Consider the following 16,388-nt stretch of genomic DNA (forward strand, 5'->3'; position numbering starts at 1 on the left):
ACGGACGACAGGAACGCAGTCATGCCTCAGGCAATCTCACCGAACGAAACGGCATTCTTGAGCCTGCCGCAGGCAGCCACATATCTGGGGCTCTCCCCGAACACCCTTTATGTCTGGCGTCACCGGCGTCAGGGACCGCCGAGCTTCCGCATGGGCCGTCGCGTCATGTACCGGATCACGGCGCTCGACGAGTGGGTGCGAGCCCAAGAGCTGTCCAATTCACGGTCGAACCCCTCTCTTGACCCGCTTCGTCAAAAACCTCAGGCCCGCACGCGCAGGGTCGCATAGAGAAAATCCCCCTCGAAAAATTCTTCAGAGAAATCTCCGGATTCGGGATAAGGACTGGCTCCAGCCAGCGTCCTGAACACCCATTCGGAAGGAATCACCGCACCATAAGGGGAGCACCAAGCGCGTGGCTGGTTACATAGAGGACCGATGGCTGAAGAAGCGGCCGAACAAGGAGACCGGCAAGCGCGAGCGCACCGCCCTGTACGGCAAGGGCCTGCGGTACCGGTCAAGGGGATACCCAGCGTGCAGGATCGTTCATTCACCACGAGCGAGGACGCCAAGAAATGGCTGGCGACCGCCCGGACCGACTCCAGCCGGGGCGAGTTCATCGACCCCCGCGATGGCGCGATCTCGGTCGGCGACTACATCGTGGAGCACTGGTGGCCGGGACGGACCGATGAGCCCTCGACCGCCGGCCCGATGGCCAGCCGGATCAACAACCACCTCATACCGCTGCTCGGCGAGGTCGCGCTGCGGGACATCGACGCGTCCACCCTGCGTACTTTCAAGGCAACTCTGCTGACACGGGTCGAGGACTCGACCGCGGAGGTGATCTGGGGGCACCTCTCGTCCGTCCTCAACAGCGCCGTGGACGATCAGCGGCTGCTGCGGAACCCGCTCAAGGTCCACAAGAGTGTCAAGGCCCCGCGTGCCAAGGAGAAGAAGGGCAAGGCGTGGTCCCGGACGACCGTCAACGCCGTTCGGGAGCACCTTCAGGAGCGCTACCGGTTGGCCGTGGACCTGGGGCTCGGGCTCGGCCTTCGCCAGGGTGAGGCGTTCGGCCTGGCGGAGGAGGACTTCGACCTCAAGAACATGGTCGTGCGCATCCGGCGTCAGCTCCGGTGGGACACGAAGGGTCGTCCGTACTTCTGCCTGCCCAAGGGCGGCAAAACGCGGGATGTGCCGCTCTCTCCCAGCCTTGCGGCCCGCGCCCGCGGGCACTTCCGCCGGTTCCCTTCGACAGCATGCACCCTTCCCTGGAGGAACCCGGAGCCTCCGGCCAACGCTCTGGAGGAGCGGCAGCGGCGGCCGATCACCGCACAGCTCGTGCTGACCACCTCCCACGGGAACCGGATCTACTACAAGACCTGGAACGAGCGGAGCTGGCGGCCCGCGCTCGCGGCCGTCGGGCTGCTCACGGTGATCGGCGAGAAGACTCAGGAGTACGGCGGCCGGGTCCGCCGCTACCCCGTCTACGCGTCGTCACGCTCGGACATGTTCCATGTCCTGCGGCACACCTACGCCAGCGTGCAGCTTGAGGCCGGCGAGTCCGTGGTGAGCCTCGCGGTCTGGCTCGGGCACTCCTCCCCCAAGATCACGCTCGACCACTACGCTCACTTCATGCCCGGTGCCGGGCGGCGCGGTCTGGCGGCCATGGACTCCTGGCTCGCCGACGCCGGGCGCAAAGTCCCTGAGAAGTCCCTGGCGGCCGGGATGGGGCATTGCTTCCGCTCAGAAATCGCAGGTCAACGGCATGATCGGAACAGCGGACGGGATGAAGGTGAAGTACAAGGAGACGGCCCGGGGCGGGCTCGCGGTGAACATCATCGAGTGCTGAGTCCCTACGGCCCGGGCCCCGGTCGGCGCGTTCTCGCGTCGGCCGGGGCCTTCTTGTCGCTCGGGCGGGGTGGGGAGTGGAGGAGGGTCAGAGGAGGTTGGTCATGGTGGACCAGCCGTCGCCGATCTTGCGGGTGTCCGTGATCGCACTGCCGTTGCTCGCGTAGATCGTCAGATCACCCGTGGCCCGGTCCACCGCCACGATGTCGCTCGTCCCGTCCTTGTTCAGATCCGCCATCGTCAGCTTGTCCTTCAGATGGAAACTCGACCCGATCACCGCCGAACCGTTCAGACCACTGCCATTGCTCGGATACAACGAGAGCTGACCACTCGTCTCATTCGTCGCCACGACATCCGCCCTGCCGTCCCCCGTGAAATCACCCACCGCGAGGTTCTTCACACTCCCCCACCCCGACGTCCCCAACACCACAGGACCCGAAAAACCCGAACCCGACGACGGATACAGCAACAGATTCGCCGTATCCCTCGTAATCGCCACCACATCAGCCTTGCCGTCACCCGTGAAATCACCGACAGCGAGCTGCTCAATATTCGTCCACCCACGACCGACCTGCACCGCAGCATTCAACGAACCATTACCCCGGCCCGTCCACAGATGCAGATCACCCGTCACCCGATCCACCGCGACGACATCACCCCGGCCGTCCCCATTCACATCACCCGCCGACGCCAAATCCTTCGCCGCCCACCCCGGACCCACCACCCGCGTCGCGAACGACAGATCCGCCCCCGTCTCGAACAACCTCAACTCACCCGCATCCGAAATACCCAACAGATCATCACGACCATCACCCGTGAAATCACGGGCGGGGATGGTGGGCGGGTACGGCTCGGCCGGGTCTGAGCCGAGGCCGTGGCGGGGGCCGCAGGTCGGCCAGGCGCCTTCGCCCTGGCCGGCGAGAACCTTTTCGGCGGTGAGTATCTGCTGCTTCTTGGTCGCCTGGTGCGGGTAGGCGGCGTAGTCCGCGCCGCCGTAGGCGCGCCAGGTCTGGAGGGAGAACTGGAGGCCGCCGTAGTAGCCGTTGCCGGTGTTGATCGACCAGTTGCCGCCGGACTCGCACTGGGCGACCTTGTCCCAGGTCTCCACGGAAGCGGCTTCGGCAGTGGCGGCGGCGAACGGGGCCAGAGCGGCGAGCGCCACCGTGATACCGGCGATACGGAGGCGGCCGAGGGTTGCGGACACAGATGACCTCACAGAGTGGTGAAGGGGAACAGGGTGGACAGCCGGAGAAGCCGGGGTGCCCGGTGATGAGGCACCCCTGTGCGACAGGGCGAGGGTCAGAGGAGGTTGGTCATGGTGGACCAGCCGTCGCCGATCTTGCGGGTGTCCGTGATCGCGCTGCCGTTGCTCGCGTAGATCGTCAGATCACCCGTGGCCCGGTCCACCGCCACGATGTCGCTCGTCCCGTCCTTGTTCAGATCCGCCATCGTCAGCTTGTCCTTCAGATGGAAACTCGACCCGATCACCGCCGAACCGTTCAGACCACTGCCATTGCTCGGATACAACGAGAGCTGACCACTCGTCTCATTCGTCGCCACGACATCCGCCCTGCCGTCCCCCGTGAAATCACCCACCGCGAGGTTCTTCACACTCCCCCACCCCGACGTCCCCAACACCACAGGACCCGAAAAACCCGAACCCGACGACGGATACAGCAACAGATTCGCCGTATCCCTCGTAATCGCCACCACATCAGCCTTGCCATCACCCGTGAAATCACCGACAGCAAGCTGCTCAATATTCGTCCACCCACGACCGACCTGCACCGCAGCATTCAACGAACCATTACCCCGGCCCGTCCACAGATGCAGATCACCCGTCACCCGATCCACCGCGACGACATCACCCCGGCCATCCCCATTCACATCACCCGCCGACGCCAAATCCTTCGCCGCCCACCCCGGACCCACCACCCGCGTCGCGAACGACAGATCCGCCCCCGTCTCGAACAACCTCAACTCACCCGCATCCGAAATACCCAACAGATCATCACGACCATCACCCGTGAAATCACGGGCTGCGCCATCGTCGATGATCTTGTTGTAGCGCAGGGCCTTGTAGTCGCCGTTGGGTCGGCCGTCGAAGTGCGAGGCGTTGATGGAGACTCCGGTGACATGCTTCACCGGGGTCGAGCCGAACGAGTAGTAGGAGAACTTCGTACGGGCCGCGTCCTCCCACTTCTCGAACAGGATGACGTGGTCGTAGAAGCTGTTGAGGATGTCGCCGGGCTTGAGATCACTGCGTGATATCTCATGCGAGTGGCCGGGCAGCGTCTGGGTGTTCGCGCTGGTGCCGAGGTGCCAGGCCATCGAGACATAACCCGAGCAGTCCGTCCGGTAGTTGCGGCCGTCTTGATCGGGGTGGGAGCCTCCCTGGTCGTACGGGATGCCCTTGTTGAGCCAGAACCTGGCGCGGGCGATGACCTCCGAACGGGAGATCTCGCCGTTGACCGCCGAGGCGGCGGCGACCGGGGCGGTCGCGGAGCCCGAGGGGGCCGCGTGGGCGGACGGGGCGGTGAAGGCGGTGGCCGCCACCGTGCCCGAGACAGCGAGGGCGGCGGCGAGAGCCGTGCGGGTCAGACGGGAAGGCACCGAAGCCATGCGGAAACTCCTGAAGGCGAAGAGGAAGAGGGCGCCCGGGGACAGGGGCGGACGGCGTTCGGCCGGGGTCCGCGGCGGTCGCCGCGGTCAGCGGCCATGACCCGCACAGCAGAGGCGGGCGGAGGTCAGGACAGATCGAGGGCGAAGCCGTGGGAGTCCAGAAGGGTGTCCACCCGGCCGAGCAGCGCGGCCATCTGGGCGCGGGCCGACCGATCGCTGTCGGCGTCGACGAAGAGGAAGACGTCCAGGCCGTGTTCGTCGCGGCGGGCCCGCACATGTTCCAGGCCGTCGGAGGGTCTGGCGTGTGCCCAGAGCAGATCGTGCACCAGGTGGACCGCCCCTTCGGCGGGCGGCCCCGCCCGGGTGCCCGTCAGAAAGGTCTGGATCACCCGCACGCCGGATCAGTCCCAGCCGATGACGCGCTTGTCGGCGGGGGCCGAGTCCCAGCCGATCACGGCGGGCCCGGCACCGGCGGCCCGCACCGAGTCCCAGCCGATGACCCCGGGGGCACCCGGCGCCTCCGCCACGGTGACGAGGCCGAGGGAGAGCAGGGCGGTGACGCCGGCGGCGGAGATCAGGCGAGCGGTGCGAGACATGGAATCCCCCTGGGACAGGAACGCGTGGAAAGGACGGACGGTTGCGGTGCGCGCCGCACCGGTCCGGCCTTGCGGCCCTGGCCTGGGGTGGGGCTGGTGTGCCCCGCCGTCCCGGTGACCACCATCCTGCTCGCCCCCTCGACCCGGAGAAAGGGAGTGCGGATGGCACCAAGAGGCCGGGCATCTTGGTGCCACCTCTGGGGCTTCCGGGGCCTCGCACCTAAGATCATCTTGAGCCGGGGGTGAGCACCGTCGGTGCCGACATCACGACTGGGGGTAGACCAGTGCTGGAAGTGCTGGGGCTGGAGAGACACACGGAAGCCGTCTACCGCGGAATGCTGGCGGACCGGACCGGAGGCGTGGCCGAACTCGCCCGACATCTGGGGCTGTCCGAGTCCCAGGTGCGGGACGCCCTCGACCGCCTCGTCGATCTGGGACTGCTCACCCCGTCCCGCGAGCACACCGGGGGGCTGCGCGCGGTCAGCCCCGAAGCGGGCCTGGAACGGCTGCTCCGCCGCCAGGAGGAGGATCTCGCCCGCCGTCAGCGGGAACTGGCGCTGAGCAAGGCCGCCGCGGCCCGCGCCGTCGCGGAGTACGCGGATCTGCGGCCGAACACGGAGACGGACGGCGCGGAGCGGCTGGTCGGACTCGACGCCATCCAGTCCCGGCTGGAGGCCCTCACCGAGGAGCTGCGCGGGGAGTGTCTGTCGATCATGCCGGGCGGTGCCCAGTCCCAGGCGAGCCTGGACGCCTCCCGGCCGCTGGACGAGAAGGCGATGGCGCGCGGGGTGGAGATGTGCGCCCTCTACCAGGACAGTGTCAGAAACGATTCTGCGACCCTCGCCTACGCGCAGTGGACCACAGAGCACGGCGGACAGGTCCGCACCAGCCCCGTGCTGCCGCCCCGGCTGCTGATCTTCGACCGTGAGACGGCTGTCGTCCCGATCGATCCGGCCAACTCCCGCCTCGGCGCGCTGTGCACGAGGTCCCCGGGCATCGTGGCCGCGCTCGTCACCCTCTTCGAGCAGACCTGGCAGGCCGCCGTGCCGCTCGGCGCGATTCCGCAGCAGGCGCCGCGGGACGGCATCACCCCGGGGGAACAGGAACTGCTCAAGCTGCTGGCGTCCGGGATGACCGACGAGGCCGCCGGGAAACGGCTCGGGCTGTCCCTGCGGACCGTGCGCCGCCAGATGTCCAGTCTCATGGAACGCCTCAACGCGACCAGCCGGTTCGAGGCGGGGCTCAAGGCGGCGCAGCGCGGCTGGCTCTGACCCCGGCGCCGGCTCCCCCGGACCCCGCCGTGAGCGGCCCCGGTCCGGCGGGACGGCCCCGGACGCAACCCCGCCCCACGAGCGGCCCGGTCCCGCCCGCCGCTCCGGGGCTCCGCGCTCCCGCCGTGCGGAGCGCGGAACCCCGGCCCAGCCTGGTGCAGACGTCTCCTTGACGTCTCCTTCGACAACCCCTTCGACGTCTCCTGTGGCGTCCCCTGCGACGTCCGGCTCCGTGGAACGACGGGAGGCCGCCGTGCGGTGCTCACACGGACACTGGCGCAGAACGTGCGCGGGGCCGGCGGTCGCGGGGCTGCTGCTGGGACCCGCGGGGGCCGGGGCCGCCCACGCGGAGCCGGTGCCCCCGCCCGCCCCCACCTCCTCGGCCGTCCCGCCGGCCGCCCCCGGCGGCTTCCCCGTCCTCGACGGCGAGACGGCCGCGCGCCTGGACCGCGCGGTACGGGACGCCCTGCGCGAGGCTCCGGTCCCGGGGGCGACCGTCGGCCTGTGGGCGCCCGGCAAGGGCGGCTATGTCCAGTCCTTCGGGACGGCCGACGAGGCCACCGGTGCCCCCATGACCCCCGATCTGAACCTGCGGATCGGCAGTGGGACGAAGACCTTCACGGTGACCGCGCTGCTGGAGCTGGTCGACCGGGGCGCGGTGGGTCTCGACGACACCGTCGACCGCTATGCGGACGGTGTCCCGAACGGCGACCGCATCACCCTGCGCCAGCTCGCGGGCGCGCGCAGCGGGCTCTACAACTACTCGGAGGACGAGGACTTCTTCACCGCCCTCACCTCGAATCCGCGGCGCCCGTTCACCCCCGGGGAGCTGCTGGCGTACTCGTTCAAGCACCCGGTGCAGTTCGCTCCCGGCGCGGAGTTCCCGTACTCGAACACCAATCTCATCCTGCTGGGCCTGGTCGTGGAGAAGGCCGGTGGGGCGCCGCTGGACGTGTTCGTCCGGGACAACGTCCTGATCCCCGCCGGGCTGCACCGGACGCTCTTCCCGACCGGGGCGGAGTTCCCCGTTCCGCACGCCCACGGGTATACGGACCAGACCGCCGACGGGCAGCGGGCGGACGCCACCGACTGGAATCCGTCCTGGGGCTGGGCCGCCGGGCGATGATCTCCGATCTGGCGGATCTGCGGCGCTGGGCGGAGGTGGTCGCGACAGGCACCCTGCTGTCCCCGGGGACCCAGGCGGAACGGCTGGAGACCTGGCCCACGACCATCCCGGGGACCGGCTACGGCCTGGGCATCTTCACGGTCCAGGGCTGGATCGGGCACAACGGCTCACTGCCCGGGTACGAGTGCGTGGTCGTGTACCTGCCGCAGGAGCGGGCCACGATGGTCGTCCTGCTGAACACGGACATCAGCCATGACCGGCAGGAGCCCGGCACCCTCGTCGCGGAGGCGGTCACGAAGGTCGTGACCCCGGACCACGTCTACGCGCTGCCCGTGGCGACGACGGGCGCCCCGTCACCGTCGAGCACCACCTCGTAGGTTTCCGAGGACAGGGGCGGGCCCGGCGGACGGGGCGTCACGGCTGCTGCGGCGGGAGCTCCGTGTCGTTCTCCCCCTCGGCCTGCGACGGCGTGGTCCGGGGCACGTCCGGGTGGACCTCCTCGACGGGTTCGTCGGTCTCGCCCTCGGCCTGCGACGGGGTGGGGTACTCCTCGTACTCACTCATGCCCGATCCTCACTTTTGATCCTCACTTTTCGGTACAGATCGCTGCGATCGTAGCGCGGAGCGCCGACGGGTCAGCGGATGCCGAGCCGGGTGCTCACCCAGTGCGGGTCGGGCACCACGGTCAGCACCGCCGAGACCACCGTCACCACCGCGAGAAGGGCCAGTTCCACCCGGGCCGGGAGCTGGGCGTCGAGCCGTCCGCGCCGCATGCGGTGACGGGCGGTCAGGGCCAGCGCGCAGACGGCGGCGACCAGTGCCAGCTTGAGCAGCAGCAGCCGTCCGTACGCGGAGTCGAGGACCACGTCCGGGGGGAGTTTGCGCAGTGCGGAGGCGGTGCCGGTGAGGGCGAGCAGCACCAGGGGCCAGAGCGCGAACCGGGCGTACCGGCCGAGCACGTCCAGCGCGGCCCGGCGGTCGGCGCGGCGCAGCGCCATCACCCGCAGGGCGTACAGCAGTCCGCCGGTCCAGAGCGCCGACGCGGGGAGGTGGACGAAGGTGAGCGCCGCGCCGATCAGCGGGGTGTACTGCTCGGGGTGGGCGCGCTGCGCCTCCGCGCCGATCACCAGCAGCAGCGGCAGCGGCGCGAGGCCCGGGCGGCGCAGGCCGATACAGGCGGCTGCGGCGAGGAAACCGTTCGCCATCAGCAGCAGCAGCCGTCCGTCACGGGTGCCGTAGGCGGTGACGAGGTCGATGTCGCTGACCGACGCGAGGACCGCGATCTGTCCCGCGGCTCCGGCGGCTCCGGCGAGCGCCGCGTACAGGGACCAGTCCCGGGGGCGGGCTCCGGGGCCCGCGAGACGGCGGCCCGCCAGCTCGCCGAGGTGGACCGCGAGGGCGGTGAACACCACCGTCCGCAGCACCGTGGTGGTTCCGGCGGCGGGCACCCGCAGTTCGCCCGTGCCCCGGGCGGCGAACCGTCCGGCCAGCAGGGCGAGGACGAGCGCGCCGAGCACACCCGCGAGAACGACGGCGGCGGTGCGGCGGGCGGCGCGCCGGGCGGCCCTGCGACGGGCGGCCCGGCCTGGGGCCAGGGCTCCGGGGCTGGTCACGTCATGATCGTCACCTGAGGTCACATACATGGCAACTCGGGCGTCCCTGTGCTCTCCGGCAGGCCGTCCGGTGGGCTTTCCGGGCCGGGCCCGGTGGCTTCGGACAGGGTCACGACGCGCCCCCGGGCCGGGCCCGGAGAGCAGCCGGGCCCGGCCCGGGGAGCCGGAGAAGTCAGGACCGCCGTCCCTCGGTCACTTCTCGATCGAGGCCCAGAACTCGTCGAAGGTCAGCCGGCCGTCGCCGTTGGCGTCCTTGTTCCTGATGATGGCCGCGGCCACCGTCTCCGTGACATGGAAGTCACCGAGCTGCGCCATCACGCTCTTGTACTCAGCGGCTGTGATCTCGCCGTCGCCGTCGAGGTCGTACCGGTCGAACGCCTTGCGCGCCTCGTCCTTGGACACCACTGCGGAACCCCTCCTTGGTGCGTGACCGCACTGTTGACGGAGGTCAGGTTATCCGTTTGTCCGGCTGCTCCCGCGCCAGGGGCGTTCGGGGCGGCTCGGGGAGTGCGACGGCGGCACGGAGAATGGGCCCATGAGCGATGAACTGACGCGGATTCTCACGGCGGCGGCGCGCGGGGTGTTCCCGCCGCCGGACGGCGGGGTCACGGTGGTCGGCCCGCCGAGCGCCCGTGACGCCGGGGTCCTCGCCTTCACCGCCCACGCGGTGGTCTTCCTGGACGAGGACCCCGAGTGGATACGGGAGCGGCTGGCCGCGGTCCCGTCCGATCCGCTGGCCGCCCCGATGAACCCGGTCTTCCTGGCGGAGCTGCTCGCGCGCACGGGCCGGTCGATGAGCACCATCGATCTGTTGACGGTCGCCCCGGCGCTGCCGGGCGGGGCCGGCGGCGGGCCCGGGCTGCGGGAGATCGCGGACCCGGACCACCCCCGGGTGCGGCGGGCCCGGAACTACCGCGACGGGGTGCGCGTATGGGCCGCCGACGGCGGACTGCTGATCCTCGGGCGGGGGCTCGCGGGCCGCTGGGAGTGCGCGATCGAGGTGGACGAGGCGGCCCGGGGCCGGGGGCTCGGCCGGGAACTGGCCCTGGCGGCCCGGCGGCTGGTGCCCGCCGGGGAGGTGTGGGCGCAGCAGTCGCCGGGGAACGCCCGCAGTGTGCGGACGTTCCAGGCGGCGGGGTTCCGGGCGGTCGGCTCGGAGGCGCTGTTCTCGCTGGTGCGGCCCTCCTCCTGAGCCGCCGTCCGGCCCGGCCGGGGCAGCGGGCCGTCGGTTGGTGGGGCAGCGGGCCGTCGATCGGCGGGGCGGCGGGGCGGCGGCCGTCAGCGGAAGATGCCCGTGTGCCCCAGGGAGTAGCGGCCCGGCTGCGGATAGACGGCGAGTCCGTGCGGGCCGCTGCCCACGGGAATCCGGGCGAGCTGCTTGCCCGAGCGGGTGTCGATCGCGTACACCTCGGCGTCGTACCGCCCCGACAGCCACAGCGTCTTCCCGTCGGCCGAGACCCCGCCCATGTCGGGGCTGCCGCCGTCCGGGAGCCACCACTTCTTGCTGAGCTTGTCCTGCGCGAAGTCGAAGACGGAGATCGAGCCCTCGCCCCGGTTGGGGATGTACATCTCCCGTGAGTCGCGGCTGATGTAGAGGCCGTGCGCGCCCTCGCCGGTGGGCAGCAGCCGGGGGGTGGTGAACTTCGCCCCGTCGAGCACCCAGACCCCGTGGGCCATCATGTCCGCCACATAGAAGGTCCTGCCGTCCGGCGAGACCTTCACATCCTGCGGCATGGCCCCTTCGAACGGGAGTTTCTGCTGGCCGACGACCTCCATCCGCTCGGTGTCGACCTTCAGCAGCTCGCCGGAGAACTCGCAGGAGACGATGAAGTAGCGCCCGTCCGCGGAGAAGTCCGCGTGGTTGACGCCGAAACAGGTGACGGGGACGGTCTTCACCCGGTTCATGGTGTGCGGGTCGCGGAAGACGAGTTCGCGGTCGAGCGAGGCCATGACCACGGCGTGCTTGCCGTTGGGGGTGAAGTAGAGGTTGTACGGGTCGTGCACCTCGACCGGCTTGCCCGCCTCGGTGGTGGCGGGGTCGATCGGGGTGAGGGTGTGGCCCCGGTTGTTGTTGACCCACAGGGTCTTGAGGTCCCAGGACGGGACGACGTGCTGCGGCTGCACACCCACCTGGATCGTGTCGATGACCTCGTAGGTCTTGGGGTCGATGACGCTGACCGTGTTGTCGTTGGTGTTGGGGACGTAGACCCGGGAGGGGAATTTCCGTACCACCGGGGAGAGCTTGCCCGGCCGGTCGGCGGCGTAGATGTCCTGGGGGTCGAGGACGGGCGGCATGCCCGGCAGCCCGGCGGGCGGTGTGGGCCGGGCGGGCGGGGCGGCGGCCGTGGTCCGGGCCGCGGCGGCGCGTTCCGCGCGGTCCCGGGCCGCGGACTCGGGGCCCGTGTCGAGGCCGCAGCCGGAGAGCAGGGCGATCAGCGCCCCGGCGGCGAGCGTGCGGGTGCGCCGGGCGGTCCGGGCGGTCCGCGGCCCGGCGGGCCGGGGGATCGTGAGGGCAGTCGCGGTACGCATATCAGCTCAGCAGCTCCGTGGTGGTCACCGCGCGCAGTCCGCGCCGGTGGAGGTCGTCGAGCAGGGCGGGCAGCGCGGCGACCGTGTCCGCGTAGCCGAAGTGCAGGCTCACCACCGATCCGCGGCGGATCTGCCCGGTGACGGTGCGGGTCACGGCCGTGGCCCCGGGCGAGGTGAAGTCGAGGGAGTCGAGGTCGTACGAGAGGGTGTGCGGATACCCGGCCCGCTGGGCGAGCCGGGTGAGCAGCGGGGTGGTGAAGCGGGTGCGGGAGGGGCGGAACCAGGTGCCCGCGGAGCCGGTGAGACGGCGCAGCCGCTGGGCGCAGGCGGTGATCTCGGCGGCGGCCTCGGCCTCGGGCAGTTCGGTGATCGTGCGGTGGTTCTGGGTGTGGTTGCCCAGGTCGTGGCCGCCGTCGAGGATGCGCCGGGCCAGCTCGGGGTGGTGGTCGAGCCAGCTCCCGACGGCGAGGACGGTGATCCTGGCGCCCGCCCGTTCGGCCTCGGCGAGCACGGCGCGGGCGGTGGCGGGGTCGCCGCCGCCGTGGAAGGTGAGGGCGACCCGGTCGCGGTCGCGGGGGCCGTGGACGATCTCGGCCGGACGGCCGGGGAAGCGGCGGGCGGCGGGGGCGGGGCCGGTCGTCGCGCCGGGGCCCTGCGGTGTGGCACCGGTGCCCCGTGGCGTCGCGCCGGTTCCGGTGGGCGCGGGGCCGGGGCCGCCGCAGCCCAGTGCGAGGGCGGCGACGGCGGCTCCCGCTCCTGTGCGCAGGGCCCGGCGGCGGTCGATCGGGGTCACGGGCACCGACCCTAGGAGTAAAGAGCACAAAAAATGATGATTGCCCCGTTTGCCAGGTCGGTGGGTCGCGCCTGATCAGTAGCTACAGATCAAGGAAATCTTCATAGGAAGCGGATCCAAGCCCACAAAATATGAGGCGAGTGGGCCAAATCACCTGAGATTCACAATCGATCTATCGATTTTGCCCACTTATAGCCGATTAGAGAATTTTGGACGTGAGGCCCCTGTCTGCCATAGTCGATTGCACGACCCCCCTTGACCCGGGCCAGGTCGTCCTCAGCGAGGCGGCGACACCCCCTTGTGCCGCGTCGCGCCATGGAAGCCCCCGCCGCTCATACCCGACCGCGGCACGGGGGCTTCCGTGCGTCCGGACAGGACACGGCACCTGCGCGGGGCGGGTGCGAGACGGGCGCGGCACCCGCGCGGGACGGGTGCGGCTCATACGCGGGAGGGGTGCGCCACGCCCCGGCGGGAGCGCGCGGCACGGGCGCAGGACACACGCAAGGCGGGTGCGGCACGACCCGAAGGGCCACGCGGCACGGACCGGCGGACCGGCTAGACGCGCATCTCGAACCAGGTGGTCTTGCCGCGCGGAAGCAGATCCACCCCCCAGCGGTCGGAGAGCTTGTCGACGAGGAAGAGCCCCCGGCCGCTCACATCCATCGGCTGCACCGGCAGCAGACAGGGCAGCCCGCGCGAGGGGTCACGGACCTCCACCCGGATCCAGCCACGGCGGCGCAGCATCCGCAGTCCGAAGACCCGTGCCCCGGTGTGCCGGACGGCGTTGCCCACCAGTTCCGAGACGAGCAGGACGGCGTACTCGGAGGTCTGCGCGGAGAGCGCCCAGTGGCGCAGCGCCACCCCGTGGGTGAGCCTGCGCGCCGTGGCCGCGGACTCGGGCCGGGACGGCAGTCGGACCTCTTGGTCGGCGGGGTTCCCGTACAACTCCAGCGCCTTCAGCGCCTGCTCGTCCTCCAGGGCGGCCATCCGCCGGGTCGCGACCGCGCCGCCGCGCTGCCGCGGTTGTTCCACACCTTCAAGCCCCGCCATGCCCCCCATCATGACCAAAGCGAGCAGATCCCGTGGTCGTTCCGGAGCATTGACGAGGGCGGGCCACCCCCGGACGGGGGTGCCGTCCCGGGGCGGTCCGCCCTGTCATACGTACGTCTGTGCCCATGCTGAGCTGCGCTGACTTGGCGTCAATAGGAATCGGACACCTATACGGCCTCCGGATTTCTTAAGGTTCCCTTAAGGCGGAGATAAGTTTCACGACGGGTTGACACGGCCGCGCGCCACGCCGGAACGCCGGAAACCAGCCTTCGGGACGGTTGCTCAGGGGGCGGGTCCCGGGGCCGCGCCCCGGATGCGGTGCCTCAGGAGCGGCGCCTCAGAGGAACGTCGCCCTGCCGGGGCCGTCCTCGACGAAGCTGCGCATGCCGCGCTCGCGGTCCTCGGTCGCGAACAGGCCCGCGAACCAGTTCCGCTCGATGGTCAGCCCGGTGTCGATGTCGGTCTCCAGACCCGCGTCGACCGACTCCTTGGCGGCCCGCAGGGCGATCGCCGGGCCCTTCGCCAGCCGGGCGGCCCAGGCGTGTGCCGCCTCGTACACCTCCGCGGCGGGCACCACCCGGTCCACCAGACCGAGCGTCAGCGCCTCGTCGGCCGTGACCTGACGGCCGGTGAAGATCAGGTCCTTGGCCCGGGAGGGCCCGATCAGCCGGGCGAGCCGCTGGGTGCCGCCCGCGCCCGGGATCAGCCCGAGCAGGATCTCGGGCTGGCCCAGCTTGGCGGTGTCCGCCGCGATCCGGAAGTCGGCGGCCAGCGCCAGTTCGCAGCCGCCGCCGAGGGCGTAGCCGGTGACGGCGGCGACCACGGGCTTGGGGATGCGGGCGATCGCGGTGAACGCGTCCTGGAGCCCGCGCGAGCGCTGCACCATGGCCGCGTGGTCCATGGCCCGCATCTCCTTGATGTCCGCGCCGGCGGCGAACACCTTCTCCCCGCCGTAGAGGATGACCGCCCGGACGTCCTCGCGCCGGCCCGCCTCGGCCGCCAGCTCGAAGAGCCGGTCCTGCATGGCGATGTCCAGCGCGTTCATCGGCGGACGGTCCAGGCGGACGGTGGCGACGCCGTCCGCGACCTCGAAATGCACAGTAGTCGTCATGGAGGGAGGTTAACCGTCGCTAACGCCAGGGCAAGGGGGTGGCCGAGACCCAGGGCAAGGGGTGGTGGGACAGAGCACCGGACGCCGCCCCGGCGCACCGGCGCACGCCGCCGCCCGGCACGGAGCACGACACCCCGTGACACGTCGGAGTGAACGCGTGGGTCGGCGCGGTTCCCCGCCGCTACGCTGCGCGCGAGATGACCGATTTCGCCGACGAGGCACGCACGCGCACCGCCCATCTGCTGCGCATGGCCGCCACCGACGACCCGCAGGTACGCGACCGGATCATCGCGTACGCGACCTCGACCCCCGACCCGCCGCCGATGGGCGGACAGGGCATCCAGACCAGCGGATGCCCGCGCTGCGCGGGGACGATGTGGCTCCAGCGGGACCTGTGGGTGTGCTCGGGGTGCGGGCACATACGGGACCGCTGACCGGGCGCACGCCCGGTGCCCGGCCGTATGGTGCCCGGCGCCGACCCGGCCGTACGGGCATCCGCGGGACCGCCGATCGGACCACCACCGGGCGGACCACCGCGCCCGGCCGGATGTGCGCGCCCCGGCCCCGCCCGCGCCCGGCCGGCGGGGTCAGCGCAGCGCCGATCCGTCCTTCCACCGCTCCCAGGTCAGGTTCCAGCCACTCAGCCCGTTGTCCGGCTCCACCACCTGATCGGTCGAGTTGACCACTTCGACCACGTCCCCGATCAGGCTCCGGTCGTAGAACCACCCCGCGGGCGCGTCCCCGCTGCCGCCCTTCTCGTCCCGCAGCCCGATACAGCCGTGGCTGATGTTGTCCCGGCCGAAGATGTCCGGCGTGGCCCAGTAGTTGCCGTGCAGAAAGGTCCCCGACTCGGTCAGCCGGATCGCGTGCGGCACGTCCTTGATGTCGTACTCCCCGCGCCCGTCGGCCTTGGTGAAGCCGACGGTCCGGCCGTCCATCCGGGTCACGTCCTGCATATCGCTGATGACCATCTTGCCGTTGTACGTGGTCGACTTGGGCGCCCCCGCGGTGACGGGCAGCGTGGCCAGCAGCCCGCCGTCCCTGCGCACCTCCATCGTCTTGGCGGTGGCGTCCACGGTGGAGATCTGGGAACGCCCCACGGTGAACGAGACGGTCTTGTGCTGGATGCCGTACGCGCCCGGCGCCGCCTCGACGTCCCGCAGCCGCAGCCGCACGGTGACCTCGGTGCCGGGCTCCCAGAACCGCTGGGGGCGGAAGTCCAGCCGGTCGGCGCCGAACCAGTGGCCCGCGATCTCGACCGGCGGGTCCGAGGTCACCGTGATGCCGCGCTCCACGGCCGCCCGGTCGGTGATCTTCCGGTTGAAGTCGAAGGAGACGATCATCCCGGTGCCGACGACCGCGCGGTTCTCCGGCTTGAAATAGCCGATGAAACGGTGGGCGGGGACCTCGGTGGTGAACGTGGTGTGCCGGGCCGAGCGGCGGCCGTGGCCGTCCAGGGCGACCACGTCCACGCTGTACTTGGCGGCCAGCGCCAGTCTGGTGCCCGCCTCGGGGGTCCAGCGCAGCCCGTCCTCGGAGATGTCACCGGGCACCGGGGCGGGTGACTCGTTCTCGATCCGGCTCACCCGTACCCGCTCCAGCCGTCCGCTGGGGAGCCGCACCTCCAGCGGGCCTTCGGGCGGGATGTTCTGCGCGCCGTGCTCGGGGAGGACCCGGATGGCGTCCTCGGGCGCCCGGTGCTTTCCGCTGATGTCAAGGGTGGAGCCCCCGCAGCCGGAGAGCCCGGCCAGCAGCCCCGCCACCGTCACGGCGGCGATCGCGCCCCGCCCCGCGCGTCTCAGTACATGTCTCACGCCCCTCCAACGACCGTG

Annotated in this window: 17 protein-coding genes and 1 pseudogene; 6 read left to right on the top strand and 12 right to left on the bottom strand. The window is 70.9% G+C overall.

Features of this window, described 5'->3' with window-relative positions:
- Window positions 1-21 precede the first annotated feature (21 nt).
- Complete coding sequence (locus tag CRV15_RS06665) at window positions 22-288, top strand: helix-turn-helix transcriptional regulator (RefSeq protein ID WP_003955812.1); 267 nt, start codon at window positions 22-24, stop codon at window positions 286-288.
- 243 nt (window positions 289-531) lie between these two features.
- A complete protein-coding gene (locus tag CRV15_RS06670; protein WP_003955811.1) occupies window positions 532-1,989 on the top strand; it encodes a tyrosine-type recombinase/integrase in 1,458 nt (485 codons plus the stop codon).
- On the opposite strand, the gene CRV15_RS06675 is transcribed toward CRV15_RS06670, so the two are convergent.
- The 4 genes from CRV15_RS06675 to CRV15_RS06695 all read right to left on the bottom strand — a co-directional run bounded on the left by CRV15_RS06675 (window position 1,934) and on the right by CRV15_RS06695 (window position 5,063).
- Window positions 1,934-3,049: a transglycosylase family protein gene (locus CRV15_RS06675; RefSeq protein ID WP_003961915.1), complete on the bottom strand. Its 1,116-nt coding sequence runs from the start codon at window positions 3,047-3,049 to the stop codon at window positions 1,934-1,936. The two genes, CRV15_RS06670 and CRV15_RS06675, sit on opposite strands and share 56 nt — an antisense overlap.
- A 95-nt stretch (window positions 3,050-3,144) precedes the next feature.
- A complete protein-coding gene (locus tag CRV15_RS06685; protein WP_003955809.1) occupies window positions 3,145-4,467 on the bottom strand; it encodes a C40 family peptidase in 1,323 nt (440 codons plus the stop codon).
- Between the two features lie 125 nt (window positions 4,468-4,592).
- The gene (locus tag CRV15_RS06690) at window positions 4,593-4,862 is read right to left on the bottom strand and encodes a hypothetical protein (protein ID WP_003955808.1); all 270 of its coding nucleotides are present in this window, start codon (window positions 4,860-4,862) and stop codon (window positions 4,593-4,595) included.
- Window positions 4,863-4,868: 6 nt separating this feature from the next.
- Window positions 4,869-5,063 carry a hypothetical protein gene (locus CRV15_RS06695; protein ID WP_003955807.1) on the bottom strand — a complete coding sequence of 65 codons (195 nt, stop codon included), beginning with the start codon at window positions 5,061-5,063 and terminating at the stop codon, window positions 4,869-4,871.
- A 284-nt stretch (window positions 5,064-5,347) separates the two neighbouring features.
- Here CRV15_RS06695 and CRV15_RS06700 point away from each other — a divergent pair, with 284 nt between their 5' ends.
- Complete coding sequence (locus CRV15_RS06700) at window positions 5,348-6,334, top strand: helix-turn-helix transcriptional regulator (protein ID WP_003955806.1); 987 nt, start codon at window positions 5,348-5,350, stop codon at window positions 6,332-6,334.
- Between the two features lie 253 nt (window positions 6,335-6,587).
- Window positions 6,588-7,837 (top strand): annotated as a pseudogene (locus tag CRV15_RS06705) (serine hydrolase domain-containing protein).
- 37 nt (window positions 7,838-7,874) lie between these two features.
- On the opposite strand, the gene CRV15_RS35855 reads toward CRV15_RS06705, so the two are convergent.
- The 3 genes from CRV15_RS35855 to CRV15_RS06715 all read right to left on the bottom strand — a co-directional run bounded on the left by CRV15_RS35855 (window position 7,875) and on the right by CRV15_RS06715 (window position 9,478).
- A complete protein-coding gene (locus CRV15_RS35855; protein ID WP_003955803.1) occupies window positions 7,875-8,024 on the bottom strand; it encodes a hypothetical protein in 150 nt (49 codons plus the stop codon).
- Between the two features lie 71 nt (window positions 8,025-8,095).
- Entirely contained in the window at window positions 8,096-9,103 is a 1,008-nt protein-coding gene (locus CRV15_RS06710; RefSeq protein ID WP_003961913.1) for a CopD family protein, read from the bottom strand.
- Between the two features lie 162 nt (window positions 9,104-9,265).
- Complete coding sequence (locus CRV15_RS06715) at window positions 9,266-9,478, bottom strand: EF-hand domain-containing protein (protein WP_003955801.1); 213 nt, start codon at window positions 9,476-9,478, stop codon at window positions 9,266-9,268.
- Window positions 9,479-9,608: 130 nt separating this feature from the next.
- Here CRV15_RS06715 and CRV15_RS06720 point away from each other — a divergent pair, with 130 nt between their 5' ends.
- Entirely contained in the window at window positions 9,609-10,265 is a 657-nt protein-coding gene (locus CRV15_RS06720) for a GNAT family N-acetyltransferase (protein ID WP_003955800.1), read from the top strand.
- 86 nt (window positions 10,266-10,351) lie between these two features.
- Here CRV15_RS06720 and CRV15_RS06725 read toward each other — a convergent pair whose 3' ends face one another.
- The 4 genes from CRV15_RS06725 to CRV15_RS06740 form a co-directional block, all read right to left on the bottom strand.
- A complete protein-coding gene (locus CRV15_RS06725; protein ID WP_003961911.1) occupies window positions 10,352-11,602 on the bottom strand; it encodes a YncE family protein in 1,251 nt (416 codons plus the stop codon).
- Window position 11,603: 1 nt separating this feature from the next.
- On the bottom strand, window positions 11,604-12,395 hold the full coding sequence (locus tag CRV15_RS06730; RefSeq protein WP_003961910.1) for a polysaccharide deacetylase family protein: 792 nt from the start codon (window positions 12,393-12,395) through the stop codon (window positions 11,604-11,606).
- A 555-nt stretch (window positions 12,396-12,950) separates the two neighbouring features.
- Window positions 12,951-13,457 carry an ATP-binding protein gene (locus CRV15_RS06735; RefSeq protein ID WP_003961909.1) on the bottom strand — a complete coding sequence of 169 codons (507 nt, stop codon included), beginning with the start codon at window positions 13,455-13,457 and terminating at the stop codon, window positions 12,951-12,953.
- 325 nt (window positions 13,458-13,782) lie between these two features.
- Window positions 13,783-14,556, bottom strand: a complete 774-nt coding sequence (locus CRV15_RS06740; RefSeq protein ID WP_003961908.1) for an enoyl-CoA hydratase/isomerase family protein — start codon at window positions 14,554-14,556, stop codon at window positions 13,783-13,785.
- Between the two features lie 197 nt (window positions 14,557-14,753).
- Between CRV15_RS06740 and CRV15_RS06745 the strand changes: the two genes are divergently transcribed.
- The gene (locus CRV15_RS06745) at window positions 14,754-14,990 is read left to right on the top strand and encodes a hypothetical protein (protein WP_029183053.1); all 237 of its coding nucleotides are present in this window, start codon (window positions 14,754-14,756) and stop codon (window positions 14,988-14,990) included.
- Window positions 14,991-15,143: 153 nt separating this feature from the next.
- On the opposite strand, the gene CRV15_RS06750 is transcribed toward CRV15_RS06745, so the two are convergent.
- The gene (locus tag CRV15_RS06750; RefSeq protein ID WP_003955794.1) at window positions 15,144-16,370 is read right to left on the bottom strand and encodes a L,D-transpeptidase; all 1,227 of its coding nucleotides are present in this window, start codon (window positions 16,368-16,370) and stop codon (window positions 15,144-15,146) included.
- Window positions 16,371-16,388: the final 18 nt, after the last annotated feature.

The organism is Streptomyces clavuligerus (assembly GCF_005519465.1).
GTDB lineage: Bacteria > Actinomycetota > Actinomycetes > Streptomycetales > Streptomycetaceae > Streptomyces > Streptomyces clavuligerus.